This window comes from Sulfuricurvum sp. (assembly GCF_028712165.1).
Classification (GTDB): domain Bacteria; phylum Campylobacterota; class Campylobacteria; order Campylobacterales; family Sulfurimonadaceae; genus Sulfuricurvum.
In genome coordinates this window covers 1-13,318 of record NZ_JAQTQR010000011.1, presented here as the reverse complement: position 1 = coordinate 13,318, position 13,318 = coordinate 1, and the positions used below count along the sequence as shown (strand labels likewise).

Here is a 13,318-nt window from a genome sequence, read left to right as displayed (position 1 = left end):
GGGTGTTATGAATGCGATGGTTGCACGGGTTGAAGATATCAAAAGCGATGAGTTTTTCAGTTGCATTACCGTACGGGTAAACAATACGGATTTGAAACTGCTGAAAACCGAAGCACCGAAATGGCTTCGTATCGGTGATGAAGTCGAGTGCCGTATCCAAGAAGCGGCAATTGCACTTTGCACCGGAAGCAAAGAGGGAAGTGTATCGATCGAAAATCACTTGAGCGGAGAATTGCAACATTTTCGTAAGGGTTTGGTTCTCAGTGAAGTGAGTGTCGATACCCCATGCGGGAAACTCAATTCTCTCATAACAACCGATGCGTTTGAGCGGATGGAACTTTGTGAGGGGTGCTCGGTAACTTTGCTGCTTAAAGCCGTCGATATCAAACTTCTTCCGGTATTGGATTCAACCTCGTATGAAAATTGCAAAGACAAATTATATCTAGCCACCAAGGAGTAAATTATGGCTGTATTAATAACTGATTTATGTATCAACTGCGACGCTTGTGTCGAAGTATGTCCTGTAGGAGCAATCGCAAGTGAAGGCGATTCACCGCGTGATGACTGGGAATATACCTATGTAAAACCGGAAAAATGTATTGAGTGCGTGGGTCATGCAGAAACACCTGCCTGTGCAGCGGAATGTCCAACTGAGGGTTGTATCGTATGGGATATGCCGTATACAGCAGAGTACAATGACTATTATGTCAACAGTTCTGAGTATGTTATTGGTTCAAGTAAAAAACGTGGTGTTTTGACTCCGGAAGTTGCTCCGCAAACCTTCCGTGATGATATCTCTATTGCAGCTCGCGAAGCGCGTGAAGCAGTAGCGGTCTAAAGGATAAGTCATGCTTATCGCGTTTGCTTCATCGGATGGGATCACTGTCAATCAGCATTTTGGATGGTCGAAGAGTTTTGAGCTTTACCGCATCACCGAAGATAGTGCCGAATTTGTCAAAACATTGGACAGTTCCCAAGATGCGATTGAAGACGAACACGAAAAACTGGCTTATAAAATAAGTACGGTCAAAGAAGCAGACATTATGTACTGCTCTCAAATCGGGCCAACCGCTTCTAAAATGGTGTTGGCATCAAAAATATATCCGATGCGCTCTGGAGAAAACGATCGAATCGATGAGACGATCGTCAAACTTCAAGAGCTCTTACTGGGCAATCCGCCGCCGTGGTTACAGCGTATTGTTCACACGTCCAAAGATAATAACGCTATCTGAATACATCCAGATAGCTACGCTTGCCGCTAAGGCACTAAAGCTTGCCCCTTTGGGGCAGATTTGCTAAGGAGATAAAATGTCTGTAATTATTGATGATACCTGTATCACATGTGATGCGTGTTTGCAACAATGTCCGGTCAATGCGATCGTGGATGATATGAACAACCCTACCGGTAATAAACGCTATTACGTTCAACCGGAGAAGTGTATCGAGTGTGTCGGTGTGTATGATGATCCACAATGTGCTGCGATTTGTCCGAGTATCGGATGTATTACATGGGATATGCCGTATACCAAAGAGTTTGATGCGCATTTCTTAAATGCAGAGATGTATAAACTCGGAGAGAAAAACGGTGTTCCTAAATCTCCGGCATTTAGAGAGAAAAAATATCGTAAAGATATTCCGAATGAGATGCGCGGTGTCGGGCATGTTGTTCAAGAAGAGCCGGAAGATCTCGAAGAAGTAGGGTGAGCGTGAAGCCGATCGAAAAGGTTGCTTCTGATCTTGATATTTTCTCCCGAGATTGTTCCGTTACGGTCGCTTTAAAGATCACGGATGACTCATGCAAAATGGATGATGAGCAGAGAGCCGTTTTTATGGCACTTTATGATGCTCTTAGTCCATATGAGAGTCAAATATTCGATGAAAGTGTTCATGCCTTGATCCGTGAAGCTCGGAGCACACCTACAGCATCTCTCTATGCAAAGATCAAAAAAGAGCGTGAAATGGCTATGGCCATCATCACTCAAGAGAAAATGAAATCTTTTAAAGCTTCTGTTCGGGCTTCTTTACTCATAGCACAGCTTACTGCCTGAATTTATTTTTCAGGGAGTATCATAGCTTAGGGTCATATTGCTGCATCCTAATGATTCTCCGCCTCTACAAGCCTGTGCATACAAGGTACCGGCCTCGTATTTGTTTTGTGCTACTCCCATGCCGTTTTCATACATTTTACCCAGTTCATAACACCCTTTAAAATTATTTTCACTGCATGCTTGAGTAAATGCTTCGACTGATTTCGAATACATTTTTTCCTCAAAAGCTTTTTTGCCGTCTGTATAACTATCGGCATAACATGATGAAATAACTCCTGCAACCATCAACGATGAAACTATTTTAAGTACCTTTTTCATAATTTACTTCCTTTGTATCTATTTTGTTTTCTGCCTCGAAAGAGGCGACTAAGTGCCATTGCGGTTAGTGTTATTACTGTGCAGCACTCCTTTTGTCAGATTTGTTTGGGATAATACTGACCGAGCAGGTCATACCGGCAGAAAGTGTTAAACCATTAGGAACTTCGTCGATATGGATACGAACGGGGATGCGCTGAGCAAGACGTACCCAGGTAAAAATCGGATTGACGTTGGCCAAAAGTCTTCCGTCTGTCGTATTATCGCGGTCGGAAATCCCTCGTGCGATGCTTTCAACATGCCCTTTGACCGTGTATTTTGTTCCTAACATATTCATTTTTGCTTTGTCTCCAACATGAATCAATGAGAGTTTATGTTCTTCAAAATAGCCATATATCCAAAATGAGCCGCTGGTAATGAGGGCTAAACGTTTCTCACCTGCTTGTACATAGTCGCCTTTACGAAACAGAAGATTGGATATCCAGCCATCCGTAGGGGCACGGACAGTGGAGCGTTCCAAATCAAGTTTCGCAGTCTCGACCTGTGCCATTGCCTCCTCATATTTTGCATGTGCGATTTGGGCATCATAAAGCGCATCGTCACGGTTTTCTGCAGAGATAATTTCATCATCTGCTGCGTTGCGTCGTGCTGATTGGTGTTTTTTCATCTCATATTCTGCTTTACGTGTTTGCGCTATGGCTTGCGCTGCGTGCAAAGCGTGCTGAAATCGGACTTGATCTATTTGAAACAGAATATCGCCCTGATGTACTTCCTGATTGTCTTTGACTCGGAGGTCACTGACCAATCCGCTGACATCGGGTGCAATCATGACGACATCGGCACGAACGCGACCATCCCGTGTCCAAGGGGAATTCATATAGTTATGCCATAGCATAAGCCCTAAAAAGACGGCCAATGAAACAACCGAAAACGTAATTAAAAATCGGAGTAGCTTTGTGCGTTTGTTATTCTTGTTCATAGTGTTCCTTTAACGATAAATCAATAGACACGGAAGGGTAAAAATACAGACAAATACGGCGGTACGAAACAGCCCAGGATGCCAAACATACGTGTAAAAACCGGTGTCAGACATGACGCGATCAACCAAAATCTGTAACACGGCACTGAGTGCAAAAATAGGTAAAAGGGTCGGCATTTGGATACCGAACAATGTTATATCTAGCGGCATGAATCCTCCGTTACCACAGGGAATGAATCAATATTCAACAATACGGTACGGATGAGCGCAAGTTCATTCATCACTGTTTGTAATCGATTGGACTGCACTTTTTCATTCGGTAATTCATTTATTCGCAGTTCATGAAGGGAATCTTTCAGTGTGATAAGTAATCCTTTACGTACCGATTCAGACGGTGTATCGAAAAATATTCGGATCGATTCCAATGCGTTATCGATACTTTTGTGGCGATAGTGAGGATAGAGCCGCTCCAGACTTCGTCGGATTGACAAAATTGCACGACCGATTTCCAACGTCAACAGCAGCCATTCAAAAACAAGACGGCTCGAACGCATATTCAGGCGTCCTTGGGTCGAAAATTGCTGTACGAGATCACGTCCGGTACTCTCCAATGCACTGCGCTGAAGCGTCAACTCCCCTTCACAAACGGTTACGATTTGGCGTCTCAATATTTTGGCTACCCTTTGCTGCGTCAATGAACAAGACCAAAAATTGACAAGCAGATAAGCTGCTCCGGCAAAAACGATTCCGATCAAATAGGCCAGTGCACTCTCCATAAATTTGGTCGGATCGATTTTGTAATACGGGTCGAGGGCACATTCGTACATAAACAAAAAGACAAAACCGAGTGAAAAACCGCTCCATTTGGGCTGAGTTGTCCACCATGCAACGAGCGCCAAAACCGGAGCCAGCACCAGACTCAGAGTCAACAGATCGGAGGTGAACTCCGGAATGATGTAAAAATCGTACACTGCTGCGAAAATGACGGCGGTAATTCCTCCTTTGAAAAAATTGATAACGGCATCCAGCGGACTCGGCAGGGTTCCGATCAACAGTCCGATAACGACGGCGAGTGTGATGGTTTGCGTTGCATAAGGCCATCCGGTAGCGATCCAGAATCCCATGGTTACTAACAAAACGCCGCTGCCACGCAGTGCTGCAAGGCCGACAAGGACATTGTCCGTATGGGTTGAAAAGCGTACGACACGGCTTAATTCTGTAGAAGTACTGCCCGATAAACGGTGTTTGAGTAGTGAAAGGTAGGTGACACAATGGATATGAAGTTCACTTAAGAGTCGAATTATCAAATAGGCTGTGGATGTAAAAGCATCATAGGAATCTTCATCCAAAACCGGTTTTAAATGCTCTTGTTCAACTTTAACACGCTCACCGATGGTATTTTTTGCCTCTAAGAGCTCCTGTATGATACGATTCAGATCGTCGGCTGAAAAGGTATTGGTGCGAAAGCTTCTCAGACTTGAAGCAATCGGAGCATACAAATCGATAAGAGTGCTCATCATCTCCGGCGATGTTTGCGGCTCAATGGCTCGAACCATATTTTTAAGAGAGTGGAAGGTTGTCGATAAATTCATGTACTCATGATTGAGGTGTTGCGAATGTTGGCGGTCTTTTCGATCGGCTCCGCTCTCATAAGCGCTATTGATTCGGGTGGCATTGAGACCGACGACACCGCTTGAGAATCTCGTTGCCTGAGCTTGTACGTCTTCTTTAGTGCCGAAAATCGAATCAGGATCGGCAAGGGTAGAGAGGACATTTCCGAAACGTTCACGTTCAGCGGAGAGAAGTGAGTCGGAGAGATGGCGCGGGAAGAGGATATCACTGATGATTGTTGCACACATGATACCGACAACCACCTCGGAAAATCGGGAAACGGCAATGTCAAATACTTCCAACGGCGTTTCGATAACAGGCAGCGCTACGATACAGAGTGTATATCCCGCTAAAACAAATCCATACGCCTGAAAATTGCGGTATTTGAATCCTGCCGCGGTACAAATACCGATCCAAATCGCAAAGAAAGTGATAAACCAGATCGGATCCTGGGCAAAGAATCCCATCATAAGCAGTGAGATCCCTACACCGACGATCGTTCCGACGACGCGATAATAGCTTTTGGAAAAAACCAGACCGCTCTGAGGCTGCATAACGATAAAAACGGTAAAAATAGCGGTTCGGGGATCCGGAAGGTTTAGTTTCATAGATATCCAAAGGGCGATCAATCCGGCAATGGTAGCTTTGACCATATAAATGAGAATCGGTGCGTCTGTTTCAAGCCACTCAAGGGATGCTTGTCTCATTTGCAGTATAAATGGGAGTTTTAGAGCATGCATCGATTACTCTTTTGTGTCGCGATATCCCGCGCCTAAAGATTTGATCAATTCGATTTGAATATAAGCCTTCGTATCCATCAATGAGTATGTTTCAATCTCCCCCTCAAACGTTGTCTTTTGGGCGGAAAGGTATGGGAGCTTATTACTCAATCCAAGTTGGTGTTTTTTACGACTGATGGCTACGTTTGCATTGCGGGCATCCATATCCTCATGATGGAGTTGCAGTTGGGACTCGATCAGTTTGGATTGCTTGAGCAATACGACAACTTCATTCGCTGCTTTTATTACGATTTGGTTGTAATCGTATACAGAGCTGTTGTAGTCGCCTACATTGCTTTGGAGATTCGCATTTCTCTCACCCCAATCCAATAGCGGCAACGAAAGAGCGACACCTGCAGAGGGAGTGTATGAGGAGTGATCCAACAGTCTTGCCCAGCTGAAAGAGGTAAACCCGATAAGCCCGGAGAGGCTGATATTAGGGTAAAACTTGGCTTTGGCATTCTCGATCATTTGGCTTTTGCTCAGCGCTATGTATTTAGCGATAGTAACGTCTGAACGGTGTGCGAGGAGATTGAGCATTATCTCTTTCGGCACAGGGGCACTGAATGCATTGGTGATATGAGGAGTTTTCATCCTTTCGGCATAAGAGGGGAGAAACCCCGCCAATACGCAGATACTCTCTTTTTTCCCTTCAATCACACGATGGAGTTCCGCTATCCGTTGTGTTATTTGGGAAAGGGCACTTTTTTTAGTGTTGATTTCGGTAGCATCGATCAGTCCGAGGCGATGCTGTCTGGTGATGATGGCGAGTTCTTCCGTTGTTGTTTTTTCCAAAGTGCTCAAAACAGTCAGCTTTTGCTCATCAAAATTCCATGAGAGATAGGTTTCACAAATGGCGCTTGATAAAGCGATTTTGGAGGCTTCGATCGTTGCTTTTTGGGCGTACGCATTGTTTTTTGCCGCAAGTATTCGCGATCCGCGCTCATTCCAAAAGTCAAAATCATAATCGAGAGTCAATGAGGGCTGATACTGATTGTTCGTGCTTCCTCCCAAAGGTGCCGGGAAAATATGGTTTTCGCTGAAGCGTTCTCGGATAACACTTGCCTTTGCAGCAAGATGCGGCATATTGCGCGACTCAACGCTTTGGATGATACTGTTGGCCTGAGAATATCGTGCTTCAACGCTTTTAAGTGTCGGAGCATTCGACAATGCTTCAGCAATGATTGTGTCGAGCTGCGTATCTCCATAGCCTCTCCACCAATCACGTACGAGTTGAGTATCGGCAGTATCATACATAGTGATATTTTTTTCGATATCACTTGTGACGGTATTGTCTGAAATCGGTTCGGCTTTATTGATTTTTGGTACACAGCCGCTCAGTAACAGAATCGGCAGCAGTGCAAGAAGTTGCCTTTTGTATCTCATTGTTTTGTACTTTTTAGATTTTCATGAACGGATTGCAGCAATTTCGCAAGTTCTGTTTTTTGTGTATCATTGACTCCGTGTAACGCTCTTTCCATTACATTTTCACCCATTTGAACCAATGCATTTCTCAGCTTTCTCCCTTTAGGGGTAATGGTTACGAGATACGCTCTTCGGTCACTCTCTTTTTGAACCCGCTCGACCAGCCCTTTGAGTTCCAACTTATTGAGCATCAGGGTAAGGTTGGACTGTTCGAAATAGGTATCTTCCGCCAAATCCTTTTGGGTCAAACCGTCTTTTTCACATAATCGAATGAGAATAATACGGTGAGCATAGGATAGAGAATAGGGTTTGAGCTCTTTTTCGAATTCATTTTTGAGGACATTTCGTGCTTTCGCAATGAGAAAGCCTATTGACTTGTCGGATTCGAAACTCATGACAATCCTTATTAAATTTTCGGGATTGTAGAACAGCAGAGCTTAAATACTTATTATAATAACTATTATATAAGTAATCATATTCTCTTTCTAAGAGAGCTTAAATTGTTCTATTTCTATCTATTTTTTTTAGTTTATTTAACAATATTGGATAATATGTCTTCTATAATTAATAATATTGAATTTGGAGAGAAAGATTTAATGCAGAAATTTGTATATTTGATTATTTTGGCGATTGTTTTGCTTATGTTTAAAGCATTTTTTCTGGATTCCTATTTGGAAGAGAGAGCAAGAGAAAATAATGTATCTGAAGAGGTTTCAAAAGAGTCGAATCAAACAGTTAATATTGAGAAAAATATCACTACTAAAACTCATCCAAAAAGCTTTGAGGATCAAATGAATGATACCCCATTGGATCGTTTAGGGAATTCAATCGCTGATAAAATAGAAAAAAAATTGTAAGGATATTCTATTTTTGTCGTGAAAGAATCACTCCGCTAAGGACGATTAAAAATCCTCCCGCAATAACCATCGGCGTCGGGAGGAGATCTCCCAACATCATTCCGAACAATGTCGCAAACAGTATGACGGAGTAGCTTGCCGTACTGACGATCCCCGCTTTGGCATAGAAATAGGCACGTGTCATATAGATCTGTCCATATGCTGCCGCAATTCCCATCAGTATGATCCAAATCCAGTCGACACCGTGAGGGATGGTAAATCTTGAGAGGGCAAAGGCAAAGAGTTCAGAGGTAGTGTATTCCGAAATAATCATTAAAAGCGCCGGGATGAGTACACCGGAGAGCATAAAGGAGAGGACGACGGTACGCTCGTCATAATAGGCTTTAAGGCTTCGGACACTCGTGTAGGCCAATGCAGAGAGCAGCCCCGTCAAAATTCCCATAATATGGAGATACCCCATGTTCATACCGCTCAACATCGCGACGCCTGCAAACCCGATGAATACCGAAAATATGGCAGGTAATTTTAATTTTTCACCGAGCAGGAAAAAGGCGAGCAACGAGGTGAAGATAGGTTCTGTTTTGGCATACACAATGGCATTTGAGAGAGTAGAAGTACTGATAGTGTAAAAAAATGTCAAAAGAGCCAGGGTTCCTATAACTCCGCGAAAGACGAGGGTAAACGGTCTGCCGCCGACATTTTGCATCGGTTTTCGAAGAACAAACATCCCTATCGCAATCAAACCGATAGCGTTGCGCCAAAACGTTACCTCAACCGAGCCCATCGAGCTTGAGAGGAGTTTTGCAAACAACATGGTAAGAGCAAACAAAAAAGAGGCAAACAGCATATAGGTTATGCCTCTGCGGGTATCGGTACGGTCTGTTTTCATGGATGGGATTGTACCATGATATCGGTTTTTGGGTACAATAGATTTCTTTTATAATTTTAGAAACTTTTGGGATTGCTTTGATGTTTAAAACAGCTAATTTTGCAGGTGATTTTTGGGGTGGAACCGCCGCAATGCTGGTGGCGATGCCCTCAGCTATCGCTTTTGGTGTGACCATTTATGCAACGATGGGAGAAAGTTACGGTGCCTACGGCGCGATAGCCGGGATTTTAGGGGTTGCGGTGATTGGTATCACGGCATCGTTGGCCGGGGGAACACACCGCCTGATATCCGCTCCGAGTGCCCCTGCAGCAGCAGTCTTATCCGCATTTGCCCTCAATTACACTAATCTTGATTTCGGTCCTGATTTGATCATCGTTATGCTGATGGTCGTCGCACTTCTCGCCGGTATCTTTCAGGTACTTTTCGGTGCTGTCGGATTGGGACGCTTGATCAAATACATGCCTTTTCCTGTCGTCAGCGGTTATCTCAGCGGAGTCGGTTTGTATATTGTCGCATCACAGACCCCCAAATTTTTGGGTATTCCTCAGGGAGTACATTTTTGGAAATCTCTCCAATACCCGGCCCTGTGGCAATGGCAGAGTATTACTGTAGGGCTCATAACGATAGGGACGATGCTCTATGCGGATCGACTGTTCCGGATCATTCCTGCGGTTATAATTGCATTATCTGTCGGTGTGGTTGCGTATTTTACTCTTGGGATGATTGATCCTGCTTTGCTTCAGCCTAACAACCCGTTTGTCATCGGAGAGCTTGGAAGCAATGCAGGAAGCAGTGATTTTATCCATTCTCTGATGCGCCATTTTCAAGAGATGCTGCATCTGTCATGGCATGATTTCTATCTGCTCTTTTTTCCGGCATTGACTTTAGCGGCATTACTGTCGATCGATACGCTGAAAACCTGCATCGTGTTGGATTCAATGACCCACTCGTTTCACAATTCGAATAGAGAACTCATAGCGCAAGGTTCGAGTAATATCCTCACAGCATTGGTCGGCGGTATGCCCGGATCGGGGATGATGGGGGCGACGATGGTCAACTTGACCAGCGGTGCTACGACCCGTCTTTCAGGGCTCATTGAGGGGATTACGGCCATTATCGCATTTGCTATTTTGGGTTCGTTTGTCGCATGGATTCCGGTTGCCGCATTGGCAGGGATTTTGATTGTAGTCGGATTTCGGATGATAGACCGTCATAGTTTCAAACTCCTTCGAACACGCCAAACGGCTTTGGACTTTTTTATTATTGTTGCAGTGGCGATCAGTGCCCTCACCATTAGTTTGATTGCTGCTGCCGGGGTCGGATTGTTGCTGGCGATTCTTTTGTATATCATTCAGCAGATAGGGGCCTCGGTTGTTTATCGGCATCAAGACGGAACGGATGCTCGGAGTAAAATCGTCCGAAGCAAGGAGGAGAATGCTATATTACGTGAAAAAGGAGATGAATTCTCTATCTATGAACTGCACGGAAGCCTTTTTTTCGGAACGGCCAATCAGCTTTATACGATGCTGCGCGAGGATTTACAAAGCAAAAAATACATCATTATCGATATGAAGCGGGTTCAGACGGTTGATTTGACGGCTGCCCATATTCTTTTGCAGATTAAAGATATTCTTCACGATAAAGAGGGCTATCTCCTTTTATGCCGATTGCCTCACAAGTTACCGACAGGTGAAGATGTGGAGAGTTATTTCAATCATGTCGGACTTTTAAAACACTTGAGCCCGATCAAAGTGTTTGATGATCTTGATGATGCAATCGAATGGACGGAAGATAAAATTATAGGTGAAACGATTGCCGAAGACAGTGCTGAGCTGCCTCTGGAATTAGGGGAGTTTGACCTTTTCAAAGGGCGTAAAACGGATACGATTGATGAGATCCGCAGTTTGGTTGAGTGTAGATCGTACAAAAAAGGGGAAGTCATTTATAACCAAGGTGAAGGAAACGGGGAAATATTTCTGATTCGACGCGGTTTGGTTCGTATTATGCTCCCCTATCCGGAGCGTAAGAGTGTTCACCTCAGTACGGTAGGAAAGAATAATTTTTTCGGAGAGTTCTCATTTTTGGAAGGGGTGCCGCATTACACCAACAGCATCGCCGGAGCGGATACCGATGTCTATTGTATAACACGCGAATCTTTCGATCTGTTTTCCGAACATCATAAAAAAGCATCTTTCCATTTTATGCTCTCACTCGCTGCCGTATTGGCAGAGCGGCTTAGACTGACTCGCTCTGAACTTGGTGAAGAGTATGATGTTTAGAAAACGGTGCAGGAATTATCGTCCGTAATACGATACCATTGTCGCTTTGCCGATCGAGTGGGCATTGATCATATACCCTGCCAACGCAGGTGAGGCTTTCTCATCCAAATCGAGATGATCGACATTGAGCGCATGGACGGTAAACATATAACGATGAGGATGATCGCCCTTAGGCGGGCAGGCTCCGCCGAATCCGGCTTTGCCGAAATCGGTAACGGTTTGGATGACATTGAGCTTTTGAGGTTTTGCAATATTGCCAAAATCAGACGGAAGGGATGTCACCGATGCAGGGATATTGACGACAACCCAATGCCACCATCCGCTCCCCGTCGGAGCATCAGGATCATAGACCGTTACGGCGAAACTTTTTGTCCCCTTAGGGGCATCACTCCAATGCAGTTCGGGAGAGATATTCCGTCCGTCACATCCAAATCCGGAGAATTCCTGAGTTTTGGTCAATTGGCCGGAGAGATCATTACTGTGCAGAGTGAATTCTCCTGCTATCAGAGAAGTTGTACCTGCCAATAGGATACTTGTAATCAAAGATAAAAGACGCATTTAAAACTCCTATGATAAATTATGCATATTGTAACATCATGAAATAAACGGTTTCTTTATATTATATTATGCAAGGAATAATTTATATAAGTATGATAAAATTAACAATAAAAGCAACACCAAAATCGGGGTAGGGTGTACAAACTCTTGTCTAAAAGGGGGTTAAAATGAGAACAGTGATTCATAAAGCTGATGAACGGGGATCCGCTGAACACGGCTGGTTGCACAGCAGATTCAGTTTTAGTTTTGCCGATTACCATAACCGTGATCGAATGGGATTCGGTGCCCTGCGTGTTATCAATGATGATATTATCGAACCGGAAGGGGGTTTTAAAATGCACCCTCATCAAGATATGGAGATCATTACGATTGTATTGAAAGGTTCGCTCGAACATGAAGATACGGTTGGCAATCGAGGTATCATTTCTGCCGGTCAGATACAGTATATGTCGGCTGGAAGCGGTATTCAGCACTCCGAATTTAATCCATCGTCGACAGAGAGGGTAGAACTTTTCCAAATATGGATTCATCCGAAAGAAAAAGGGCTGCCGCCATATTACCAGCAGCGCGATTGCAATGGTCTGGATACAATGAACCGCTGGTCTCTCATTGTGAGCGGTGACGGGCGTAAAAAATCAATGCAGATAAATCAAGATGTGTGCATTAAGACGGCCCGTTTATTTCCCGGACATACCCTTGTGTCGGATTCAACCAAAAAGGGACACGGCAGACTTCTATTGGTGATTGACGGAGAGGTAAATGTATGCGGGCAAACGCTCAAACATCGCGATGAACTTCAAGTTATCTGTGATGATACTTTTGAAATCAGGGCAGAAAAAGATGCCCATTTGATTTTATTCGATGTACCGTTGGACAGACCGTAAAAGCAAAACAATTTTCATTTATTGAGCAATGAATCGCTGTGATAAGGTACTTTTCCCGATGGCACATCGTGTGAAGCACTGTCGAGGTGGACATCCTGATCATCGAAAAAGATATGGGGTTTGAACGCTTTTAATACACGGCTCTTTTCCACCCCTCCGAGAAAAAACGCTTCATCCACATAGACTCCCCATTCGCGCAGTGTTTTGATCACCCGCATCTCAGCAGGCGAGTTGCGTGCCGTGACGATGGCGATACGGATAGGGGAATACTCGACACGGATCGGGAGGCGGTCTTGGAGACGTGAGAGTTTTTTGAGCAGCGTCGCATACGGTCCTTCTCCCAGAGGCGTATTCTGCGCTGCATCTTCTGCGGCATGAAACGCTTCGATGCCGTGTTGTTTAAAGAGGAGTTCGCTGCTCTCATCGAACAGAACCGCATCACCGTCAAACGCGATCCTAACTTGCCCCTCCGGGATCGAATCCATCTGTTTGGGCGGGGCTTTGACGACGGCGGCGGCGCAGGTACGGCTGTCGATCACCTGCTGTGCATCGGCTACATCGGTCGTGAGGAAGAGATCGACATCGAATGCATCCAGATAATCGACGACGGTTTCTCCTGCCGTAAATGCCGACCGTGAGATCGGCAGATTCATCTGCCGAACGGTATGGAGTACCCGAAGTCCCGTTTCGGGAG

At 44.6% G+C, this 13,318-nt stretch carries 17 protein-coding genes; 8 read left to right on the top strand and 9 right to left on the bottom strand.

Annotated elements, in window-relative coordinates; all coding sequences use genetic code 11:
* Positions 1–7: 7 nt before the first annotated feature.
* From PHP90_RS03125 to PHP90_RS03105, 5 genes are all read left to right on the top strand, one after another.
* The gene (locus tag PHP90_RS03125; RefSeq protein ID WP_299925106.1) at positions 8–460 is read left to right on the top strand and encodes a TOBE domain-containing protein; all 453 of its coding nucleotides are present in this window, start codon (positions 8–10) and stop codon (positions 458–460) included.
* Positions 461–463: 3 nt separating this feature from the next.
* Complete coding sequence (locus PHP90_RS03120) at positions 464–838, top strand: 4Fe-4S dicluster domain-containing protein (RefSeq protein WP_299925102.1); 375 nt, start codon at positions 464–466, stop codon at positions 836–838.
* Positions 839–848: 10 nt separating this feature from the next.
* Complete coding sequence (locus tag PHP90_RS03115; RefSeq protein WP_299925098.1) at positions 849–1,232, top strand: NifB/NifX family molybdenum-iron cluster-binding protein; 384 nt, start codon at positions 849–851, stop codon at positions 1,230–1,232.
* A 76-nt stretch (positions 1,233–1,308) separates the two neighbouring features.
* The gene (locus tag PHP90_RS03110; protein ID WP_299925095.1) at positions 1,309–1,704 is read left to right on the top strand and encodes a 4Fe-4S dicluster domain-containing protein; all 396 of its coding nucleotides are present in this window, start codon (positions 1,309–1,311) and stop codon (positions 1,702–1,704) included.
* A gap of 2 nt (positions 1,705–1,706) precedes the next feature.
* On the top strand, positions 1,707–2,048 hold the full coding sequence (locus tag PHP90_RS03105; RefSeq protein ID WP_299925092.1) for a hypothetical protein: 342 nt from the start codon (positions 1,707–1,709) through the stop codon (positions 2,046–2,048).
* Positions 2,049–2,057: 9 nt separating this feature from the next.
* Here PHP90_RS03105 and PHP90_RS03100 read toward each other — a convergent pair whose 3' ends face one another.
* From PHP90_RS03100 to PHP90_RS03075, 6 genes are all read right to left on the bottom strand, one after another.
* On the bottom strand, positions 2,058–2,366 hold the full coding sequence (locus PHP90_RS03100; RefSeq protein ID WP_299925090.1) for a hypothetical protein: 309 nt from the start codon (positions 2,364–2,366) through the stop codon (positions 2,058–2,060).
* 73 nt (positions 2,367–2,439) lie between these two features.
* Positions 2,440–3,342 (bottom strand): HlyD family secretion protein, encoded by a 903-nt coding sequence (locus tag PHP90_RS03095; protein WP_299925087.1) that lies wholly within the window; start codon positions 3,340–3,342, stop codon positions 2,440–2,442.
* A 9-nt stretch (positions 3,343–3,351) separates the two neighbouring features.
* Positions 3,352–3,552: a DUF1656 domain-containing protein gene (locus tag PHP90_RS03090; RefSeq protein ID WP_299925084.1), complete on the bottom strand. Its 201-nt coding sequence runs from the start codon at positions 3,550–3,552 to the stop codon at positions 3,352–3,354.
* Positions 3,543–5,660, bottom strand: coding sequence for an FUSC family protein (locus PHP90_RS03085; protein ID WP_299925081.1), 2,118 nt, complete (start codon positions 5,658–5,660; stop codon positions 3,543–3,545). Before PHP90_RS03085 ends, PHP90_RS03090 begins: the two co-directional genes overlap by 10 nt.
* Before the next feature lie 36 nt (positions 5,661–5,696).
* On the bottom strand, positions 5,697–7,118 hold the full coding sequence (locus PHP90_RS03080; protein ID WP_299925078.1) for an efflux transporter outer membrane subunit: 1,422 nt from the start codon (positions 7,116–7,118) through the stop codon (positions 5,697–5,699).
* Positions 7,115–7,552, bottom strand: coding sequence for a MarR family transcriptional regulator (locus PHP90_RS03075; RefSeq protein ID WP_299925074.1), 438 nt, complete (start codon positions 7,550–7,552; stop codon positions 7,115–7,117). The genes PHP90_RS03080 and PHP90_RS03075 overlap by 4 nt, the downstream gene beginning before the upstream one ends.
* A gap of 156 nt (positions 7,553–7,708) precedes the next feature.
* Between PHP90_RS03075 and PHP90_RS03070 the strand changes: the two genes are divergently transcribed.
* Positions 7,709–8,014, top strand: a complete 306-nt coding sequence (locus tag PHP90_RS03070; protein WP_299925071.1) for a hypothetical protein — start codon at positions 7,709–7,711, stop codon at positions 8,012–8,014.
* 7 nt (positions 8,015–8,021) lie between these two features.
* Here the strand turns inward: PHP90_RS03070 and PHP90_RS03065 are convergent, their stop codons facing one another.
* A complete protein-coding gene (locus PHP90_RS03065; protein WP_299925068.1) occupies positions 8,022–8,903 on the bottom strand; it encodes a DMT family transporter in 882 nt (293 codons plus the stop codon).
* 80 nt (positions 8,904–8,983) lie between these two features.
* Between PHP90_RS03065 and PHP90_RS03060 the strand changes: the two genes are divergently transcribed.
* A complete protein-coding gene (locus PHP90_RS03060) occupies positions 8,984–11,182 on the top strand; it encodes a SulP family inorganic anion transporter (RefSeq protein ID WP_299925065.1) in 2,199 nt (732 codons plus the stop codon).
* 15 nt (positions 11,183–11,197) lie between these two features.
* Here PHP90_RS03060 and PHP90_RS03055 read toward each other — a convergent pair whose 3' ends face one another.
* The gene (locus PHP90_RS03055) at positions 11,198–11,740 is read right to left on the bottom strand and encodes a YbhB/YbcL family Raf kinase inhibitor-like protein (RefSeq protein ID WP_299925062.1); all 543 of its coding nucleotides are present in this window, start codon (positions 11,738–11,740) and stop codon (positions 11,198–11,200) included.
* A gap of 167 nt (positions 11,741–11,907) precedes the next feature.
* On the opposite strand from PHP90_RS03055, the gene PHP90_RS03050 reads away from it, so the two are divergent.
* Positions 11,908–12,624 (top strand): pirin family protein, encoded by a 717-nt coding sequence (locus PHP90_RS03050; protein ID WP_299925059.1) that lies wholly within the window; start codon positions 11,908–11,910, stop codon positions 12,622–12,624.
* 14 nt (positions 12,625–12,638) lie between these two features.
* Here the strand turns inward: PHP90_RS03050 and PHP90_RS03045 are convergent.
* A partial coding sequence (locus PHP90_RS03045; RefSeq protein ID WP_299925056.1) for a 5'-nucleotidase occupies positions 12,639–13,318 on the bottom strand: 680 nt, incomplete at its 5' end.